The sequence below is a fragment of the Yimella sp. NH-Cas1 genome, assembly GCF_022359705.1.
Classification (GTDB): Bacteria; Actinomycetota; Actinomycetes; order Actinomycetales; family Dermatophilaceae; genus Yimella; species Yimella lutea.
Map to the genome: position 1 here is coordinate 2,858,233 of NZ_JAKSGG010000003.1, position 18,212 is coordinate 2,876,444.

The 18,212-nt window shown below is 68.3% G+C and carries 17 protein-coding genes, 3 pseudogenes, 3 riboswitches and 1 other annotated feature; of the genes and pseudogenes, 6 read left to right on the forward strand and 14 right to left on the reverse strand.

Going from position 1 to position 18,212, the window contains the following annotated elements:
• Positions 1-21: 21 nt before the first annotated feature.
• Positions 22-149: riboswitch (cobalamin riboswitch) on the reverse strand.
• 21 nt (positions 150-170) lie between these two features.
• From MF407_RS14100 to MF407_RS14110, 3 genes are read left to right on the forward strand one after another with little or no spacing between them, the layout of a single operon-like run.
• Positions 171-1,259: a cobalamin biosynthesis protein CobG gene (locus tag MF407_RS14100; protein WP_239702673.1), complete on the forward strand. Its 1,089-nt coding sequence runs from the start codon at positions 171-173 to the stop codon at positions 1,257-1,259.
• Positions 1,256-1,942 (forward strand): precorrin-8X methylmutase, encoded by a 687-nt coding sequence (locus MF407_RS14105; RefSeq protein ID WP_345770873.1) that lies wholly within the window; start codon positions 1,256-1,258, stop codon positions 1,940-1,942. The genes MF407_RS14100 and MF407_RS14105 overlap by 4 nt, the downstream gene beginning before the upstream one ends.
• Position 1,943: 1 nt before the next feature.
• Complete coding sequence (locus MF407_RS14110) at positions 1,944-2,741, forward strand: precorrin-2 C(20)-methyltransferase (RefSeq protein WP_239702674.1); 798 nt, start codon at positions 1,944-1,946, stop codon at positions 2,739-2,741.
• A 102-nt stretch (positions 2,742-2,843) separates the two neighbouring features.
• Here the strand turns inward: MF407_RS14110 and MF407_RS14115 are convergent.
• The 6 genes and pseudogenes from MF407_RS14115 to MF407_RS14140 form a co-directional block, all read right to left on the reverse strand.
• Positions 2,844-3,128, reverse strand: a pseudogene (locus tag MF407_RS14115) (integrase core domain-containing protein); the annotation flags it as partial.
• A gap of 75 nt (positions 3,129-3,203) precedes the next feature.
• Positions 3,204-3,925: pseudogene (locus MF407_RS14120) on the reverse strand (IS3 family transposase); the annotation flags it as partial.
• Positions 3,525-3,656, reverse strand: a sequence feature (AL1L pseudoknot). Its footprint overlaps the pseudogene before it by 132 nt.
• 18 nt (positions 3,926-3,943) lie before the next feature.
• Positions 3,944-4,318 carry a hypothetical protein gene (locus tag MF407_RS14125; protein ID WP_129624480.1) on the reverse strand — a complete coding sequence of 125 codons (375 nt, stop codon included), beginning with the start codon at positions 4,316-4,318 and terminating at the stop codon, positions 3,944-3,946.
• A 71-nt stretch (positions 4,319-4,389) separates the two neighbouring features.
• Entirely contained in the window at positions 4,390-6,852 is a 2,463-nt protein-coding gene (locus MF407_RS14130) for an ABC transporter permease (RefSeq protein WP_129624481.1), read from the reverse strand.
• A complete protein-coding gene (locus MF407_RS14135; protein ID WP_129624482.1) occupies positions 6,849-7,565 on the reverse strand; it encodes an ABC transporter ATP-binding protein in 717 nt (238 codons plus the stop codon). The genes MF407_RS14130 and MF407_RS14135 overlap by 4 nt, the downstream gene beginning before the upstream one ends.
• 7 nt (positions 7,566-7,572) lie before the next feature.
• Positions 7,573-7,902 carry a peptidase inhibitor family I36 protein gene (locus MF407_RS14140; protein ID WP_168990122.1) on the reverse strand — a complete coding sequence of 110 codons (330 nt, stop codon included), beginning with the start codon at positions 7,900-7,902 and terminating at the stop codon, positions 7,573-7,575.
• A 651-nt stretch (positions 7,903-8,553) separates the two neighbouring features.
• Between MF407_RS14140 and MF407_RS14145 the strand changes: the two genes are divergently transcribed.
• Positions 8,554-9,156 carry a ScbR family autoregulator-binding transcription factor gene (locus tag MF407_RS14145; RefSeq protein ID WP_239702675.1) on the forward strand — a complete coding sequence of 201 codons (603 nt, stop codon included), beginning with the start codon at positions 8,554-8,556 and terminating at the stop codon, positions 9,154-9,156.
• A gap of 3 nt (positions 9,157-9,159) precedes the next feature.
• Here the strand turns inward: MF407_RS14145 and MF407_RS14150 are convergent, their stop codons facing one another.
• Positions 9,160-10,026 (reverse strand): AfsA-related hotdog domain-containing protein, encoded by an 867-nt coding sequence (locus MF407_RS14150; RefSeq protein ID WP_239702676.1) that lies wholly within the window; start codon positions 10,024-10,026, stop codon positions 9,160-9,162.
• Positions 10,027-10,427: 401 nt separating this feature from the next.
• Positions 10,428-10,562, reverse strand: coding sequence for a hypothetical protein (locus MF407_RS15710; protein WP_275578273.1), 135 nt, complete (start codon positions 10,560-10,562; stop codon positions 10,428-10,430).
• Positions 10,563-10,710: 148 nt separating this feature from the next.
• Here MF407_RS15710 and MF407_RS14155 point away from each other — a divergent pair.
• Both MF407_RS14155 and cobJ read left to right on the forward strand, forming a co-directional pair.
• Positions 10,711-11,966: pseudogene (locus MF407_RS14155) on the forward strand (IS256 family transposase).
• Positions 11,967-12,534: 568 nt separating this feature from the next.
• Positions 12,535-13,359, forward strand: coding sequence for a precorrin-3B C(17)-methyltransferase (gene cobJ, locus MF407_RS14160; protein WP_345770874.1), 825 nt, complete (start codon positions 12,535-12,537; stop codon positions 13,357-13,359).
• A gap of 2 nt (positions 13,360-13,361) precedes the next feature.
• Here cobJ and MF407_RS14165 read toward each other — a convergent pair whose 3' ends face one another.
• From MF407_RS14165 to cbiE, 6 genes are all read right to left on the reverse strand, one after another.
• Entirely contained in the window at positions 13,362-14,201 is an 840-nt protein-coding gene (locus MF407_RS14165) for an ATP-binding cassette domain-containing protein (RefSeq protein WP_239702677.1), read from the reverse strand.
• Entirely contained in the window at positions 14,198-14,959 is a 762-nt protein-coding gene (gene cbiQ, locus MF407_RS14170; RefSeq protein ID WP_239702678.1) for a cobalt ECF transporter T component CbiQ, read from the reverse strand. The genes MF407_RS14165 and cbiQ overlap by 4 nt, the downstream gene beginning before the upstream one ends.
• Positions 14,956-15,240, reverse strand: coding sequence for an energy-coupling factor ABC transporter substrate-binding protein (locus MF407_RS14175; protein WP_115921602.1), 285 nt, complete (start codon positions 15,238-15,240; stop codon positions 14,956-14,958). Before MF407_RS14175 ends, cbiQ begins: the two co-directional genes overlap by 4 nt.
• On the reverse strand, positions 15,233-15,928 hold the full coding sequence (locus tag MF407_RS14180; protein WP_239702679.1) for an energy-coupling factor ABC transporter permease: 696 nt from the start codon (positions 15,926-15,928) through the stop codon (positions 15,233-15,235). The genes MF407_RS14175 and MF407_RS14180 overlap by 8 nt, the downstream gene beginning before the upstream one ends.
• A 31-nt stretch (positions 15,929-15,959) precedes the next feature.
• Positions 15,960-16,101, reverse strand: a riboswitch (cobalamin riboswitch).
• On the reverse strand, positions 16,078-16,830 hold the full coding sequence (cobM, locus tag MF407_RS14185) for a precorrin-4 C(11)-methyltransferase (RefSeq protein ID WP_239702680.1): 753 nt from the start codon (positions 16,828-16,830) through the stop codon (positions 16,078-16,080). It overlaps the preceding riboswitch by 24 nt.
• Positions 16,827-18,035, reverse strand: coding sequence for a precorrin-6y C5,15-methyltransferase (decarboxylating) subunit CbiE (cbiE, locus tag MF407_RS14190; RefSeq protein ID WP_239702681.1), 1,209 nt, complete (start codon positions 18,033-18,035; stop codon positions 16,827-16,829). Before cbiE ends, cobM begins: the two co-directional genes overlap by 4 nt.
• Positions 18,036-18,043: 8 nt before the next feature.
• Positions 18,044-18,185, forward strand: a riboswitch (cobalamin riboswitch).
• Positions 18,186-18,212 lie beyond the last annotated feature (27 nt).

An 18,212-nucleotide genomic window follows, 5' to 3' on the forward strand; every position in this document is an offset into this window, starting at 1 on the left:
CGATCGGGACCGATCACGATCGGATCGGCCGGCTCCGCAGGCGTTCCTGACTCACCCTTCGGGGTTCACAGTGGCGGGACCGTCCCGGATTCGCACCGGGTTCCGTCTGCTGGGGCCGAGACGACCCTACCCCGACGGTCGCGGCGGTCGACCTGCGTATCCTCCACCGCGTGACCGTGCCCACCGATCGCTCCGGCGCCGACCGCTGCCCCGGCCTGCTGCGTCCGCACCTCGCCGACGACGGCGCCCTGGTACGTCTCCGCCTGCCCGGTGGACGGCTGTCGACCGCCACGCTGCATCGGCTTGGCGACATCAGCAAGCAGCACGGCGCGCCCTTCGTGCAGCTCACGTCACGAGGCAACCTGCAGTTGCGTTCGTTGCCGAATCCGTTGATACCTCAGCTGATTTCGCAGATCGAGGCGACCGGTTTGTTGCCATCGGCGAGTCACGAGCGGGTGCGCAACGTCATCGCCGACCCGTTCGACGAGACGCTGCCGCCACTGGTCGCCGCACTCGATGCGGCGCTGATCGCCGACCCGCTGCTCGCCGGGCTTTCCGGGCGCTGGCTGTTCGCCGTGGCCGGTCGCGAGGGGCAGGTGCTCGGCGAGCCCTACGACGTCGCGTTCCAGCGGCTGTCGGAGACCAGCGGCCGGCTACTCGTCGGAGGCATGGGCGTCGACTGCGCACCCGAGGACGCCGTCGCAGCCATGCTCGACCGTGCTCGGTGCTTCCTGCGGGCCCGCGACGACGAATCGCACTGGAACGTGCGCGACCTGCCGCCCGAGTCGCCGGTGTTCGCCGGCCTTGCCCCCATGAACATCGACGCCGCGCCGCCACCGACCCCTGGTCGCCACACGCCGGACGGTGCACGTCACGGCGCCTTCGTGCTCGGAGTTCCCTTGGGAATGCTCACGATCGAGCAGATTGATCTGCTGCAAAGCGCTGCCGAGGAAGTTGTGGTGACGCCGTGGCGGTCGATCGTCGTGCGCACCGACGACATCGATCTCGACGTGTTCGAGGCCGGTGGTTTCGCGGTCGCGGCGCACTCACCGTGGGCCACCCTGTCCGCATGCGTCGGCGCGCCGTGGTGCCGTCGCACCGACACACCCACCATCGCGCTCACTACCGCCGCGGCGCGCTCGCTGCCGATCGACAGTCCGCGCACCCACGTCGTCGGGTGCGAGCGCGCCTGTGGCCGACCCGCCGGTGAGCACCGCCTCGTGATCGCGCCCCGAACCGTCCAGGAGATCCTGCCGTGAACCTCGATTTGCCTGATCCGCAGTCACTTCCGCCGGCGCGCCGGTATGACTACCTCACCGACGGACCGGAGATCTACCGCCGGTCGTTCGCGATGATCCGCGACCTCGCCGACCTGTCGGCGTTCCCGGCGCAGACCGAGCCGGTCGTCGCGCGGGTGGTGCACGCGGCCGGTGACCCCGCGGTGGCCGAGTGCGTGGCCGCCCACGACGACGTCGTGCGCGCCGCCCGCGACGCGCTGCGCGCCGGCGCACCGATCTTCACCGACTCCGTGATGCTCGCCTCCGGCATCACCCGCACCCGCCTGCCCGCCGACAACGAGGTGGTGTGCACCCTGCGTGACGAGCGGGTGCCGGCTCTCGCGGGGCGGTGGAGCACCACCCGCGCGGCCGCTGCGGTGTCGCTGTGGGGCAACCGACTCGACGGCGCCGTCGTCGCCATCGGCAATGCGCCGACCGCGTTGTTCCACGTGCTCGAGTGGCTGCACGACGGCGGGCCGCGACCGGCAGCGATCGTCGGCATGCCGGTCGGGTTCGTCGGGTCGGCCGAGTCGAAGGTGGCGCTCGCCGAACACCGGCTGGCCGACGGTCACGTCGTGCCCTGGATCACCGTGCACGGTCATCGTGGCGGATCGGCCATGGCCGCAGCCGCCGTCAACGCGCTCGCCTCGACCTCGGAGATCTGACATGCGTTCCGCCACAGCTGAATCCGGCCGCCTGTACGGCGTCGGCGTCGGGCCGGGCGACCCCGGTCTCATCACCCGCCGCGCGGCCGAGCTCATCGCGTCGGCCGAGGTGGTCGTCTATCACGCCGGCACCGGCCGCACCTCCAACGCGCGCGCCATCGCCGCCGAGCTCATCCCGGCCGCGGCGATCGAGGAGGAGTTGCGCTACCCGGTCACCACCGGCGCGGCCACCCACCCGGACGGCTACCACGCGCAGCTCGCCGAGTTTTACAACGAATGCGCCGAGCGCCTCGCTGTTCATCTGGACGCCGGCCGGTCGGTGGTCGTGCTCGCCGAGGGCGACCCGATGCTCTACGGCTCCTACACCTACCTGCACGAGCGGCTGGCCGACCGCTACCCGACCGAGGTGGTAGCCGGCGTTCCCGCCTTCGCCGCCGCGACGGCCGTTGCCGCCGAGGCGATCTCGCGCCACGAGGACGTGCTCACCGTGCTGCCCGGCACCCTCCCCGTGCCGGAGCTTGCGCGCCGCTTGGCCGACAGCGACGCAGCCGTGGTGATGAAGCTCGGCCGCACCTTCACCGGAGTGCGCGAAGCGCTGCGCCAGGCGGGCGTGCTCGATCGCGCCGTCTACGTCGAACGCGCTTCCCGCGAGGGTCAGCGGGTGTTGCCCGTGGCCGACGTCGACCCGGCGACCGTGCCGTACATGTCGCTGATCGTGGTGCCCGGGCTCGACCGTCGAGCCGACTCTGCGGGGCGGGCCGTCGGCGCGAAACCGGCTGCCCGGATGAGGGACGCCTGATCTGGCTTGCCGCCCCTGTGGGCATGGCGTGAGGCACGCGAAGTCATTCTCTTCCAGAGTCACAGGGGACTGCTGAAGGTTCGGTTGACACGGTGTGGTGGTTCAGGCCGCTTTCGTCGGCCAGTAGATGGTCTCAAACTCGACCGGTGTCGTCTTGCCGAGGGCGCGCTGCCGGCGTCGGCGGTGGTAGGTCCGTTCGATCCAGGTGACGATCGCCAGCCGCAACTCAGCGCGGCTGCTCCACCGGCGGCTGTTCAGGACGTTCTTCTGCAGGAGCGCGAAAAAGGACTCCATCGCGGCGTTGTCCGCGCTGGAGGCCACCCGTCCCATCGACCCGACCAGTCCGGCCCGGTGCAAAGCGGCGACGTAGGGCCGAGCACGGAACTGGCAGGCATGTCGATATCCTTCCAGCGGGGACCTCATGTCCCCACAGATTAGGTGTCAACCGAACCTTCAGCAGTCCCAGTCCCGGTTCAGCAGGTCTCCTGCACGCACTCCATCGGCGGCGGGGATCGTGGTTCGTACTCCCTTCGAGCGGCGAACACCGTTGAGTCCCAACGACTTCATCGCACGATCAACCGAGCCGGGCGTGGCCCACGGATAAGTCTTACGCACCTCGACCAGCATCTTGCGGCGCCCGTACAACCCCTCGGGAGTCATCCGCACACTCCCGGTGTCCTCGTCCGTGGTCCATACGATCGATCGGATCGCGTCGATCACGAACGCGTCCCCGACCGTCCGTCGCGACGGTGCCTGCCGCGTGATCCAGGCACGGTAGGTGCGTGCGGCGATCTGACAGCCCTGCTCACGCAGCACTCGACAGACCGACTCGACCGCGTAGCCCTGATCGCGCATGTCCTCGATGAACCTCATGATCATCGACTGCGGGGGTCGAGTTCCCCCGCGAAGAAAGTCGTGGCCGCCTTCAAGACCGCGACGTCCTCCCGTAACCGCCGGTTCTCGGCACGCAACCGTCGGATCTCGTCGGCTTCGTGCGTGGTAACCCCGGGCCGGTCGCCGGTATCGACCTGGGCCTGGGCGACCCACCGGCGTAGGGACTGGCCCACGCCCTGCTGCCCAGCGACCGCCGCTACCGCGGCAGTCAACGACGGGTACTCCCGGCGGTGCTCCAGCACCAACCGCACAGCCCGAGCCTTCAACTTGGGATCAACCTTCTTCGGCATGAACAACATCCTTCCAACTCAGAAAGATGCGGCATCAAACCTGGGGCGCTTCAGGACTTGGCTGCGGACGTTCGGGTCGAACGCGGTGATGGTCCGCGGCGCGTGTCGGGTTCCGACGGTGATGTAAACCCGGTCTTGTCCGCGCCCGGCGAGGTCGGGTGCCACGCGCATCAGTCCGAGGTGGCTCTGCCGGTCCATGGTTTGCAGCTGGTGGAACGCGTCGCCGTCGCTGAGTGATGAACGGGCGAAGTCGAGTCGGACGCTGGTGGTCGCGCCGAGGCTCGTCGGGAACGACCGGTCGTTGAAGACAGTGAGGACGCTGCCGATGACCGCGACGAGACCGAAAGAACGATTGAGCAGGTCGCGACGATCCGGCGGTGCATGTGTCTCCATTCCCCGAGCAGACGTTGTTGGTGCGTGATGTTGATGCGCGGCGCAGTGCGCGGTGCACGTGCAGGGCTAGATCAGTCGGTGAACCGATCGGTGGCACGGACGCGCCGTCCGGACAGCACCGAGGACAGCAATGCGGCGCTCACACCCAACCCTGTCGTCGCGATGATCGGGACCCACGGGACGACAAGTGGAAGGCCTTGGTGGGCTCGGCTGAATGCGATGACGCTGGCGACACCGATCGCAGCGCCGATGAGGGTGCCGACGACGCAGATGATCACCGCTTGTCGCAGCAGCACCCTGCCAACCCACACCGGCGTCAAACCGATCGCAACCAGACTCGCGAGGTACCGGCTCATCGTGCGGGCTTGGCCCCGGAACAGCACCAAGGCGGTGAACCCGACGACCGCAGCGAGCATGATGGCCGCGAGAGTGAACGCCAACGGCACGACGACACTGTTCGGTTCCTCGTGCACAACGACCTGGCTGATGTCGATCCCGCGGGCCACCACATCCCGCGCGACCGCTTGCGCGTCACCGTCTGACACACCGGTGAACACGACCAGCCCACCGTCGCTACGCAGCCCATGCCGCTCAAGGCCCGCACGGGTGATGAGCCCGGACGCGTTTCGCTGCCACGACGGGTCGATGACCGCCGGTGTCGCGTCCACGACAGCCGCGACATGCGCACCGTCCGGACCCGAAGTGGTTTGCGCCCAAGATGTGAGGCGGCGGGTTCCGGCCGGTTTGTCGTCCCACACGAGTATCCCGCCCCGGTCCAGAGTGACGCGTTGCGCCTCGGTCAAGGGCGAACCAATGAGCCGTTCCGCGTCTGCGGGCCCGTTCACCGTCCACACACCCATTGCGGGTGCGTTCTCGATCGCGACTGGTCCCGCCGCGCCGGACGCGGCGCCAAGGACCACGGTCCGCGCGGCCGGCAGGTTCGCCCTGACCACGTTGACGACGTCGGTGCTCGGTGCGCCGATGCCGCTCTGACCGTCGCTCACCATGATTTGCCCGCGGGGCACAGTCGCAACACGAGCGTCGTTGCCGGCGTGGGTGACGGTCGATACGAGGGTGAAGAACGCGACCGGGACAGCGACAGCGACGACCAACGTGAGGATTGCGGCTTGGGCGCGGCTGCTGTCCGCGCGTAGTTGTCGCACCGCGAGGCGTTGACTGGGGGCACCTTCGGGTACCCGTCGGAGAATGAGTGGTACGAGGTCCGGCATCACCAACACTGCCACCCCCAGACACGCACCGACCAGGATCATCGACTCTTTCGTCGTGTTCGTCGACACCGCTAACGCGATCACCGCGGCGCACCCTGCTGCCGCCGTGACTCGCCGCAGGAAAGTCAGCCACGAGGCACCGGCCGAACTCGCTCGACGCGCGGGTGTGGCACCCAACCCGGGCAGTGCGGTCATGACTACGCCTGCGACGGCGCAACTCGCCGCGACCAGGACCGACCCGGTCGGCAAACGCAGCGGCGCGAGCGGTTGGTAGGCCCAGGTCTGTGCGATCACGACCCGCAGCAACGCTGCGAGTGCAACGCCGATGATTGTTCCGACGGTGACCCACAGCAGGGTGCTGAGGGTGAGCGCAACACCTAGGCCGGTGATCGCGGTGCGCCGGTCGACCCCGACCGATCGGAGGGTGAGGGTTCGCCGGTGGAGGTGTCGGCGCGCTGAACCGGCGGCTGCGATCCCGGCGACGAGCGGCAACCCGGCTACCAGGACCCACCCGATCAGGGGGAAGCGGTGTGTGAACGTTGGCGCTGGCCTAGCCACGGACTCGGCCCGTGATGTTGTTGCTGCCGACAAGTTACGAACCACAGCCGGGCGCTGTTGGCCGGTCACGCGGGCGACGATCGGTGCGAGGGCTGAGGTGACCCGATCGATCGAATCACCGTCCCAGTAGACGGCGGTGAGGCCGCTGAGTGTTGGGAACGCCGCCAAGGTTGCGTCGCTGAACCGCGCGGCCGTGCCGGGTGCTGCAAGGATCTGTGATTTTCGCGTGTACCTGTCATCCACGATCCCGACAACCGACAGGCGCGCCGTCCCGGACAGGACACTTAACGTCCCGTTGGCGACGTGTCCGCTGGTGGCATGTGTGACGACCACTTCACCCGGCGCCTGTGGCATCCGGCCACTGGTCAGGACGAATCGGCCCGGCAGCGGGTTCGACCTCCAGTCCCGTTCGAGGAACTCGGTGAACTCGGTCGGAGCACCCGACGGTTTGATGTCGAACGTCGCCCATTCGATGTCGTAGTCGGAAACCCCGTTGTGCCGCAGCGCGGCCGCCATCGAAGCGAACTGCCGTGGCAGATGACCCTTCTGCTCGATCTGACTCAAGTCCGTTCGCCAGCCCATGCGACCGTGATCGCGCTGGGTGCGTTGCTCTCCGGTCAGAGTCAACGCCTGGACGACCAGGGTGATGGTGACGATGAAAACCATGGCCGCTGCGACGATCGTCGGGACCCACCGGATGAACGCTGCCCGGCTGAAACGGCGGGCAAGGCGCAGAGGAAGGTTCATCGCAGCGCGGCACGGTCCGCCACCACGAGGTGACCGTCGCGGATTTCGTGAACACGGTCGGCGTAGGTGGTGCAGTCAAGGTCGTGGGTACAGACGACAACGAGAACGCCGGAGTCGGCGAGGTCGCGCAGCAGTTGGAAAATCGCTCGAGAGTTGGTGGTGTCGAGGGCACCCGTGGGCTCGTCGGCGAGCAGGACGCTCCGGTCTCCCACCAGTGCGCGGGCTATCCCGACGCGTTGCCGCTGCCCACCCGACAGTTCACGTGGGAAGCGGTTGCGTTGGGCGGACAGGCCGACCCGCGCCAGTTCGCTCGCCGCACGGTCCTGCGCGTCGGTCTCACTGATCCCTTGAATCTCCAAAGGGAGCGCAACATTCTCGAGGGTGGTGAACTCCTCGATGAGGTTGTGCTCCTGGAAGACAACACCGACCGTCTCCATCCGCAACCGGGCTCGTCCGGCTTCGTCCATGCGATCGACACGCTCACCATGAACGGTGATGGCGCCGTGGTCAGGTTGTTCCAGCCCAGCGATGAGGTTGATGAAGGTTGACTTGCCCGACCCGCTGGCTCCGAGGATGCACACGAACTCTCCGCGTTTCCCGACGAAGTTAATGCCGTCCGCTGCGGTGACCACATCGGGTCCGGACGAAAATCGTCTCGTCAGTTCGACGGCGTGGACAACGTCGGTCGACAACGGGTCGGGCGCGTCGCTCATTACTGGTTCAGCAGCCCCGGTTCGTGCGCCACGAGGACACTTCGTCCGAATTGGCGAAGTTCACGTTGTTGTCACGCGAGCCCCAAGCGAACGTCTGGCAGTCGCCGCCACCGTTGGCGTGCTCGTAGCCTGCAGCGTTGGTGCGGGTCAGGTTGATCCAGGAGTCCATTTCGTCATTCACCCCTGAGGTCAGGTTGTACAGACCGTACCCGGGGGCACGCTCGCTGAGCTTCCACTTGTAGTCGTTGTTACCGTACAAGCACGCCCGGTTTGCACCGCACGCATCGGATGCGTCGGCCGCCGTAATTGCGGTGACACCGGTTGCAGCGGCGATCATGGTTGTCGCGATCGCGAGTCGTACTGCCTTTATGGTCGTGTTGTCCTCCCTGTGTTGAGGTCCGCCGAGTGCGTCCCCTCGTGTGCCGGTCCGCATCCGTCCGGGTGACCCAGGCGTGCGGTTCAGCGACGCAAACCTACCTTAAATAATACCGATCGGTCTTTATTGTGCGATGGGAGATTTTCACTAACGACTACGAGTTTACGGTCAGGACCGCGTGTCCCGCTGGGGCCCACCGACCAAGCCCCTCAGAGAAGCGCGCGTACCCTCGCGACCCGACGCCGACGGGCGAACTCCCCTTGCCCCGCGTGGATCCGCGGCGCCAGCCAGGGAACCGCCCACATTGTCGAATCGGAGCCGCCCAATCCATCGTCGACTGTCCACCGTGCGAATCACCGGCCAGTGAAAACAGGTCGCGTCGCCATCCTTCCGTGCCAGCGCGTCATCGAACGCATCCTGGGCGGTCACCCGGCATCTTCGAGCACAGGACCAAGGTGGTCCGGCGGGTCCCGGCCTATGGCAAGGTGTTCCTACGGCTTTGCTCCAAACGGCACCCGTAGGGCTCGAACATAGCGACCACGCGGTCTGTGATGCCTTCGCCAGCGAGCCCGAACGAGCCAGTCGACCAGCCCGAAGGAGCCGCCACCTCACATGGCACAGCAGGCCCGCGCAATCGAAACGCGTGATCGAATCCTCCATGGTGCGGCCGACGTCTTCGCCGAAACCGGCTACGAAGGGGCCAGCATCAACGACATCCTCAAAGCGGCCGGCGTCACCCGTGGAGCGTTGTACTTCCACTTCGAATCCAAAGAGGACCTCGGGCGCACCATCCTCGTCCTGCAGACGAACTGGTTGGAGACCGTGACGTTCGACCCCACCACGAGTGGCGCACAACAACTCGTCGACCTTGGCAACACCTTCGCGCAAGCCCTCCAACACGACAAGCTCGTCCGCGCCTCCGTCCGGATGACCACTGAAGGACACGGCTTCGACGCCGAACAACGCGCAGCATTCGACGCATGGCTGCGCACCGTCAAGATGCTGGCAACGGGAGCGGTCGCCGACGGCAGCGCGCAACCGACGTGGACGACAGACGCAGTCGCCGCGACCCTCACCGCGTGCGCCAACGGGATCCAGTTGTCGTCACTGATCTACAGCAATTACGTCGACATGACCGATCGGCTCCGGTCGTTCTGGACGATGATCGGGCCGAACCTGTTCACCGCCGACGCTTTCGCTGCCCTGAGGTTCTAACACCTACCCATCACGCAGTCCATCGCCTGCGGTCATCGTCCGGACAGCGATCTCCGCACGGACAACCCCTGCTTGCTCGAAGTGCACGGTGATGCCTGGGTCGGTCGCTGTGACGCTCGCTTCGCACACGTCGGATAGTTCCACGAAACCGGAAAAGTCCGCGGCGACGTGCCCCACGGTGCGCCGGTTGAGCCCACGGTCGGCCGCAATCTGCAACGCCGCCTCGATCAGCAGCATCCCGGGCACGTGATCCAAGGGATGGTCGAAAAGGACCGGGTCCGCCGGGTCGACCCGCAGGCGGTACCGATTACCAGCAGCGACGATGCACCGGGTCGGATCACCGGCGGGTATTGGAAGATCCGAGCTCCACATGCACGCCATCCGTTGGCGGAGTCGTCGGAAGTCCTCCGTTCGATGCGCTCGACACCGTCCCCAAGCCGTCGCAAACGGTGCCCCGTCACGCAGGTAGCTCACCTCCCAGTCGACCCACCGTCGCCACCGGTCGCCCGTGCGGGCGCCGTCAACCCGCATCACCATGTCGATCTCGGCCGGGGCAACCCCGACCGCCAGCGCATCCCGAGCGTGTAGGTCGACGCGGATGGCGGCCATCACGAACGATGACGCCGCGGGTGCGCCGAGGTGGGTGTGCGTTGCGAAGATCGCCGCCTGCCGGAATGTCTCCATCAGGATCGACAGGTCGTACTCGCCGTCGCCGATGAACAGTGAATGTGTTCTCGGCCATTGCGCGGTGACGATGATGTGGTCCTCACTCGCCCGCGTGCCGGTGACGAACACTTCCGCGTTGGCGCTGCGGTGGACCAGTCGACGGTCCACCCCATGCCAGCCGCCTGCCTGATGCGCTTCGCGCATGATTTCCCCTTGTGGCTCCTGACCGTGGCGGAAGTATACGCACTGGTCGGTTTTTTGAGGCCGGGTCGTGGAGCCGGGCGCGGTTGCGCCCGCGATGACGCGCTAGGCAAGCGAGACGACGCCCGTGCCTGCTACGGGGCGGGCCGCGGCCAATGGCGACCAATGGTGCTGGTTCATTCCCGTCAGCGACTATCTCCGTCCCGGTGTCGTCGCCCTCCACGTCATCAGCCTGACTGTTGGACTCGGCGCAGTCCTCAGCGTCGACTGGTACGGGCTCGCGTGGCTCACCGGACGCCAGCGACTACCGGAAGTTGCGGCCCGGCGTTGCCGGTGGCCTCGAATCGCTCATATGGCTTGGCCTCACCGGCCTCATCGTCACCGGGTCCCTCCTCAAACCGGACCTAGCTAGTGCCCTCACCGATCTGAAACTCGCCCTTGTCGCCGCCGTCCTCGTCAACGGGGTCGCGCTGCGCGATGTCCGCGAACGCCTCACAACCCTCTCCCCCGGCGCCACCCTGAGGCTCCTGCCGGCTCAAGACCGGTTACGCCTCGTCACTGGAAAGTTGAGTCCCGCATAGTGGTGTAGCGCGGTCGCTGTGATCGTCCTGGTTGTGGACGTGAGCGCGGCCACCGCGTGATCCTTCGAGTGAACCTCTCACAGCACTCTCGAATGGAGTCATCACGATGACCGCACCACACATTGTCGACCCTGCCGGCCTGCTCGGTGAAGCCCTCGCTGAGGCCAGTCCTGACTTGATGCGTTCGTTGCTGCAGTCAGTGATCAATGCGTTGCTGTCCGCGGACGCCGACGCTGTCGTCGGCGCCGAGTACGGGCGACCGACCCCCAGCCGCACCGGCCAACGCAACGGATACCGCCACCGACCCCTGGACACCCGGGTCGGCACCCTCGACGTCGCCGTCCCCAAACTCCGTACCGGGACCTACTTTCCCGGATGGCTCCTGGAACGCCGTAAACGGGCCGAGTCCGCGCTGATCACCGTCGTGGCCGACTGCTACCTGGCCGGCGTCAGTACCCGCCGGATGGACAAGCTGGTCAAGCAGCTCGGCATCGACTCCTTGTCAAAGTCACAGGTGAGCCCGATGGCAACCGACCTGGACCAGCTCGTCGAGGAGTTCCGCCACCGCCCGTTGGGTGATGCGGGCCCGTTCACGTTCGTGACCGCGGACGCGTTGACGATGAAAGTCCGCGAGGGCGGCCGGGTCATCAACGCGGTCGTGCTCCTGGCCACCGGCGTCAACGGCGACGGGCACCGCGAGGTCCTCGGCATGCGCGTGGCCACCAGCGAAACCGGGCCAGCATGGACACGGCGTGGAACGGGTTCTTCGCCGATCTGGTCGCCCGCGGCCTGACCGGGGTGCGGCTGGTCACCTCCGACGCCCACGCCGGTTTGGTCGAGGCGATCACGGCGAACCTGCCTGGTGCGTCCTGGCAACGCTGCCGCACCCACTACGCCGCGAACCTGATGTCCGCGACGCCGAAGAGCATGTGGCCGGCGGTCAAAGCGATGCTGCACAGCGTGTACGACCAGCCTGACGCGGTCAGTGTGCAGGCTCAGTTCGACCGGCTCCTGGACTATGTCGTAGCGAAGCTGCCCGAGGTCCACGACCATCTTGATGCCGCCCGCGCGGACATCCTCGCGTTCACCAAGTTCCCCAAAGACGTGTGGTCCCAGATCTGGTCGAACAACCCCACCGAACGCCTCAACCGCGAGATCCGCCGTCGTACCGACTCGGTCGGGATCTTCCCCAACCGGGCCGCGATCATCCGCCTCGTCGGAGCGGTCCTGGCCGAGCAAACCGACGAATGGGCCGAAGGCCGCCGTTACCTCGGCCTCGAAGTCCTGAGCCGCTGCCGCGCCAACCTCACCACCACCGACCCCGAGATCGGAGCCGACACCCTGCCCGCACTCACCGCCTGAACCAACCCATCGAAGGAACACGCACCGATACACAACTACCCGGGACTTGACCTCCCCCGCAAAAAAAGTTGCGGCCTTCTTCGCGATCTCGAGGTCTTCCTCGAGGTCCCGGATCCGCCGCTTCAACTGCTTGACTTCAGGAGTGTCCGGCTTGCGCAGAACCGTCGGGTCACTGTCGCCGGGTGATGGCGCCTTCCGCACCCACCCCCGGACGGTTTCCTTACCGACGCCCAGACGGGCACCGACGACCTCGCAGGCCTTGGTCACCGTCCCGACCTCGTGGACCTGCTCGGCGACCATCCGCACCGCTCGTTCCTTCAACGCAGGATCAAACTTTCGTGGCATACCTACATCCTTCCGAACCAGAAACGGTCACGGCAGAAACGCCCGAACGGTGCAGACTGACGGCATCAAACAGCCTGTGAAATCACTGAGACACGCGACACGCCGAGACGAAGGACCGCAAATTTCGCAAGCAGACGCGGCGCCAGGACGCTGGTTTCGCGCGACAACGCGTCCGACCGAACCCATGCCGTTCGGTCCGGACGCACCCGCATAGGGTCTAGGCATGCTCGGACAGATCGGTGAACACGCCCGGCCCGACGAGGGACACGAGCCCGATCCCGACACAGCAACCGGCAGCACACCCGGCACCGTGCACGTCGTCGGTCTCGGCCCCGGTCCCGACCGCTGGCTCACTCCAGAGGTGGCCGAGCTGCTCGGACGGGTCGATCACGTGGTGGGCTACGCGCCGTACGTCGATCGCGTGCCGCAGCGAGAGGGCCTCACCCGCCACGCCAGCGGCAACACGGTGGAGGTCGAGCGGGGCCGGCTGGCACTCGATCTCGCCGCCCGCGGCGACGAGGTGGCCGTGGTGTCCGGCGGCGACGCCGGGGTGTTCGGCATGGCGTCGGCGGTGTTCGAGGCCGCCGAACACGCGGTGGCCAACGACCCGCTCTACGCCCAGGTGCCGGTGCAGGTATCCCCCGGCGTCTCGGCCGCGCAGGCCGCCGCGGCGCTCGTGGGCGCCCCGCTCGGCGCCGACTTCGCGATCATGTCGCTGTCCGACCGGCTGAAGCCGTGGCAGGTGGTGGCCGACCGGTTGCGCGCCGCGGCGTCCGTCGACCTGGTCATCGCGCTCTACAACCCGCGCTCGCTCAGCCGTCCGGAGCAGTTGTTCGCAGCCCGCGATGTGCTGCTCGAGGTGAAAGACCCGTCGACCGTCGTCGTGGTCGCGCGCGACGTCGGCCGAGCGGAGCAGTCGGCCACCGTCACCACGCTCGGCGACTTCGACCCCGCCACCGTCGACATGAAGTGCCTGGTGATCATCGGCTCCTCGAGCACCCGCGTGTCGCCCACCGGCCACGTGTGGACCCCGCGCTACGTGGAGTGAGTTCAGCCGCGGGCGTGCACCAACCCGACCAGGTCGTCGGCGGTGCGCGGACGGTTGTCGGCGAGCAGGTCGAGCCCCAACGCGGCGCCCACCCGCACAACGGCCGGCACGGCCACCCGCGAGGCGGTGAGGGCGTCGGCGTCCGACATCACCTCGGCGCACGAACCCTGTCGAATTCCGCCCTGCTGCAGTAGCACCACGTCGTCGGCCCACGCCCAAGCGAGGTCGCTGTCGTGGGTCGACACCACCACGGTGGTGCCGGCTCGTTCGAGCCGGGCGAGTGCGTCGAGGGCGTCACGCACCCCGACGTCGTCGACCCCCGCCGTTGGCTCGTCGAGCAGCATCACCGCCGGCAACATCGCCATCGCCCCGGCGAGCGCCACCCGTTTGCGTTGCCCGTAGGACAGGTGATGCACCGGGCGGTCGGCGAGCGGCAGCAGGTCGAGCAGCGCGAGCGCCTCCTCCACCCGGGCACGCACCTCCGGCGCCGGCAGGCCGAGGTTCGTCGGGCCGAAGGAGACATCGCGCCGCACGTCGGCGCTCACCAATTGGTCGTCGGGGTCTTGCCCCACGAACTGCACCCGCTGCCGATGATCGTTCAGTCGAGATCGACTGTGCTGCAACGCCGTTCCGCGCCAGAGCACCTGCCCTGCGGTCGGGCGCAGTGCTCCGGCGAGCGTGCGCAGCAGCGTCGTCTTGCCCGAACCGTTGGCGCCGAGCACCGCGATCCGACGGCCGGCGTACACCTCGACGGTGGCGTGGTCGAGCACCTCCGGCGCGCCGGGGTAACCGACGTCGACCCCGTGCAACGCCAGCACCGGTGGCTGCGATCGGTCGCTCATCGCAGCACCACCGACGCCGCCGCGGCCACGGCGACGACCGCCGCCGACGAGCCGACGAAGGGCCACGACACGGGCCGCTCGGGCGCCAGCATGCGCAGCGACCCGCTGTAGCCGCGACCGGCCAGGCCGCGTTCGAGTCGTGCGGCGCGGTCCCACCCGTGCACCAGCGTGCGCACGAACAGTGCCGCGACCGACCGGCGCGCGCAGGCACCACGGGCGTAGCCGAGTCGGGCCGCCTGCGCCTCTCGGGTGCGGGTGAGCGTGGCCCCGAGCACGAAGATCAGCCGGTACATCGCGCCGGCCAGATCGAGCATCACCTCCGGCACCCGCAACCGCCGCAACGATTCGAAGACGTCGACGATCGGGGTGGTCGAGGCGAGCAGCAACACCGCTGCGCTGCAACCGAATGCGCGTGATCCGATGAGCACGGCCGACGACACGCTGCGTTCGTCGACGGCCAACGGCCCGGCGGTGAGCACCGGGTGCGGCACCGTGCCGACCGACACGACCACGCCGACCAGCCCGATGAGGGTGAAGATCAGCGGGCCGGTCCAGGCCGCCACGAAGGTACGCCACGGCACCCGCGCCCAGGCCACCGCGGCAAGCAGCGCGAACAACCCGATGCCGATCGGCACGACGGGTGCCGTGGCCGACACCGCCACCAGCAGCAGCCCGCCCGACAAAACGGCCTTTTCCGCCACCGAGCGCGCACGCCAGCGGTTGGTCCAGGCCGCGTCGTCGAGGGCGAACCTCGTCACGCGCGTTTGCCCTTGCGCCGCTCGTGCAGCTTGCCCACGACGAACCCGAGCACGATGCCGCCGAGGGCGGCCTGCATCGCGAACAGCCCCGATTCCACCTCGCCGCCGGGGATGCGGAACGGCAGCTCGAACCACGGTCGGTAACCGCTGCTCTCGATCGCGGCACCGGCCGCGGCGTCGGTGCCGCCCTGGTCGCCGTGGCCGGCTCCGAGCATGAGTGCGACGACGAAGATCGCCACCACGGTGAGCACGATCGCCACCGTCACCAGATGCTTACGCACGACCCGCCACCTCCGGCTCGGCCGCGGGCTGTTCGGCGGCCGGCGCGAACACCGTCCGCAGCTGCTCGGGCGCCCAGTCGCGCAGCGCCCGGAACAACAGCACGCCCACGAGTCCTTCGATCACCGCGAGCGGCACCTGGGTGAGCGCGAAGATCGCGAGGAAGCGACCGAACGCGCCGACGATGCCCGACCCCGGGTCGGGGTGGGCCAGCGCGAGCTGCGCCGAGGTGACGACGTACGTCGACAGGTTGGCGAGCGCCACACCGGTGAAGATCGCGATCCACGGGTGCACGCGGCGCAGCACCCGGAAGCACAGGTAGCCGATCCAGGGTCCTGCGATGGCCATCGAGAAGACGTTCGCGCCGAGCGTGGTGATGCCGCCGTGCGACAGCAGCAGCGCCTGGAAGATCAGCACGACCGTGCCGAGCGCGGCCATCACCGGCGGCCGGAAGATGATCGCGCCGACACCGGTGCCGGTGGGGTGCGACGAGCTGCCGGTCACCGATGGCAGCTTGATCGCCGACATCAGGAAGGTGAACGCGCCCGACGCCGCGAGCAGCAGTTTCGATTCGGGGTCGTCGTCGACGATCTGTCTGATCCGGCGGACGCCGTGCACGACGAAGGGCGCGGACGCAGCGGTCCACGCAAGACAGTGAAGGGGTGGCAGGAAGCCGTCGGCGATGTGCAAAGCACCGCACCTCTCTCGGGATGACGCGTCCCGACGAAGAACTGCCGGCGGGGAGTTCCTGACTCGCAGCGTTGGCTGCTCACAGTGGCGCGACCGTCCCCGACTTCCACGGGGTTCCTCGATCCGTCCGGCAATGGACGTTCCGGAGGCTACCCGACGGCGGGTCGGGTGCGGCGACTGGAGTAGAGGTGCGACTCGACGAACTCCTGCGCGGCGAGCGCCCGCCCGACGATGATGACGGCGGCCTGCCGCAGCCCGTGGGCCTCCACCTGGTCGGCGATATCAGCGAGCGTGCCTCGCAGCACCAGTTCGTGCGGACCGCTCACCTGCGAGCCGACGACCACCGGGCAATCGGCGCCGTAGTGCGGCACGAGTTCGTCGGCCAGCCGGCGCACGTGTCGGATCGCGAGGTGCAGCACCAGGGTGGCGCCGGTGGCGGCGAAGTTCGCGAGCGCCTCCCCCTCGGGCATCTTCGTCGAATCCCGTTGTGCCCGAGTCAGCACCACCGACTGCGCCACCTCGGGCACGGTGAGTTCGCGGCCGACCACGGCTGCCGTTGCGGCGTACGCCGAGACGCCCGGCGTGATCTGCCAAGGCACCCCCGCCGCATCGAGCCGGCGGGTCTGCTCGGCGACGGCCGAGTAGATCGTGGGGTCGCCCGAACACAACCGCGCGACGTCCTTGCCCGCGGCATGCGCCCGCACCATCACCGCGATGATGTCGTCGAGGTCGAGGTGTTGGGTGTCGACCAGCTCGGCATCCGGCGGGCAGTGCGAGAGCACCTCGTCGTCGAGGTACGTGCCGGCGTACAGGCACACCGTGCACTGCCCGAGCAGGTTCGCAGCACGCAGCGTGATGAGGTCGGCGGCGCCGGGGCCGGCGCCGATGAAGTGGACGGTCATGGGGTCTCCTTGGGCTTGCCGGCGCTCCATTGCACGACCGGCCGGGCCGGCGTCCACGACAGGTGGCGGCCGAGGGGGCGGGCGAGTTCAACGCTGATGCGGGTGAGTTCGCCGCCGTAGTTGCCGGCGGCCGCGACGAGGATCTGCTCGGTGTCGAGGGTGACCGCATGGGCCACGAAGCGGCCCCCTCCGCGCAGCCGCCGCCATCCTCGTTCGAGAAGGTCGGCGGTGAGTCCGCCGCCGACGAAGATCGCATCGGGCGTCTCGAGCTCGTCGAGTGCGTCGGCCGACCGGGCCTCCACCACCTCCAGCAGATCGTCGACGCCGAGGCGAACACTGTTGCGGCGCAGCCGTTCTGCGCGCTCGGGGTGCTGCTCGACGCTGACACACCGGGCGTCGCGGCCGGCGAGGCACCATTCGATGCCCACGCTGCCCGAACCGGCACCGAGATCCCACAACAGCGCGCCGGGCGTCGGTCGCAGGTGGCCGACGGCCGAGGCCCGCAGGTCGCGTTTGGTGATCTGGCCGTCGTGCTCGAAGCAGACCTCGGCGCGCCCCGGCGCCGGCCCGTCGAGGACGGCGTCGGTCGGCACCGCCACCGTGCACAGCACCAGATCGGGGGTGCGTTCGCCGTCCCAACGGCCGGCGGTCGCCGTCCGGCACCCCTCGTCGGCGCCACCGAGATGCCACCACGCGGTCATCGCCGCGTCGGGACAACCGGCGTCGACGAGCAGGTCGGCGAGCGCCGCCGGGGTGGTGCCGTCGGAGCAGAGCACGATCAATCGGGCGCCCGGCGCGAGGCGCCGCCGCACCCGGTGCAGCGACCGACCGACGACAGTCACCACCTCGCACGACTCGGCCGACCAGCCTGCCCGCGCCCGGGCCAACGCCACCGACGAGACGGCCGGATGCAACCGCACCGTATCGGCGCCGAGCAAGTCGATCAGGGTGCTGCCGATGCCCGAGAGCGTGGGGTCGCCGCTGGCCAGCGCGACCACTCGCCCCGCCGGTAATTCGTCGAGGAGACAAGGCAATTCGGCCCGGAGCGGCAACGGCCACACCCGTCTGACCTGGCCTTCGGCAGCGGGCAGGGAAGCCAGTTGGCGGCGTCCGCCGAGCACGACGGCGGCGTCACTCACAAGACGCTGCAACCGCTGCGGAAGGTCGGCGAAACCCGCATCGGTGACCCCCACGACGTCGATCATGGGGCCTCACCCTAGGTCAGGGTCGCTGTGCCATGATGACCCGGACACCAACGAGGAATCCGGTGCAAATCCGGAGCGGTCCCGCCACTGTGAGCCGTCGGTCAACGCCGACAGCAAGCCAGGACGTCAGCGGTGTCGGCCCGGCCGAACCCGGCGTGGGTCCACCGCTATGACGAG

Excerpts from the sequence above, each read along its gene's own strand:
- cbiE (WP_239702681.1), bottom strand. The coding sequence starts at position 18,035 with ATGATCGACGTCGTGGGGGTCACCGATGCGGGTTTCGCCGACCTTCCG.
- MF407_RS14110 (WP_239702674.1), top strand. The coding sequence starts at position 1,944 with ATGCGTTCCGCCACAGCTGAATCCGGCCGCCTGTACGGCGTCGGCGTC.
- MF407_RS14135 (WP_129624482.1), bottom strand. The coding sequence starts at position 7,565 with ATGAGCGACGCGCCCGACCCGTTGTCGACCGACGTTGTCCACGCCGTC.
- MF407_RS14145 (WP_239702675.1), top strand. The coding sequence starts at position 8,554 with ATGGCACAGCAGGCCCGCGCAATCGAAACGCGTGATCGAATCCTCCAT.
- MF407_RS14165 (WP_239702677.1), bottom strand. The coding sequence starts at position 14,201 with ATGAGCGACCGATCGCAGCCACCGGTGCTGGCGTTGCACGGGGTCGAC.
- MF407_RS14140 (WP_168990122.1), bottom strand. The coding sequence starts at position 7,902 with ATGATCGCCGCTGCAACCGGTGTCACCGCAATTACGGCGGCCGACGCA.
- cobJ (WP_345770874.1), top strand. The coding sequence starts at position 12,535 with ATGCTCGGACAGATCGGTGAACACGCCCGGCCCGACGAGGGACACGAG.
- cobM (WP_239702680.1), bottom strand. The coding sequence starts at position 16,830 with ATGACCGTCCACTTCATCGGCGCCGGCCCCGGCGCCGCCGACCTCATC.
- MF407_RS14125 (WP_129624480.1), bottom strand. The coding sequence starts at position 4,318 with ATGGAGACACATGCACCGCCGGATCGTCGCGACCTGCTCAATCGTTCT.
- MF407_RS14130 (WP_129624481.1), bottom strand. The coding sequence starts at position 6,852 with ATGAACCTTCCTCTGCGCCTTGCCCGCCGTTTCAGCCGGGCAGCGTTC.
- MF407_RS14150 (WP_239702676.1), bottom strand. The coding sequence starts at position 10,026 with ATGCGCGAAGCGCATCAGGCAGGCGGCTGGCATGGGGTGGACCGTCGA.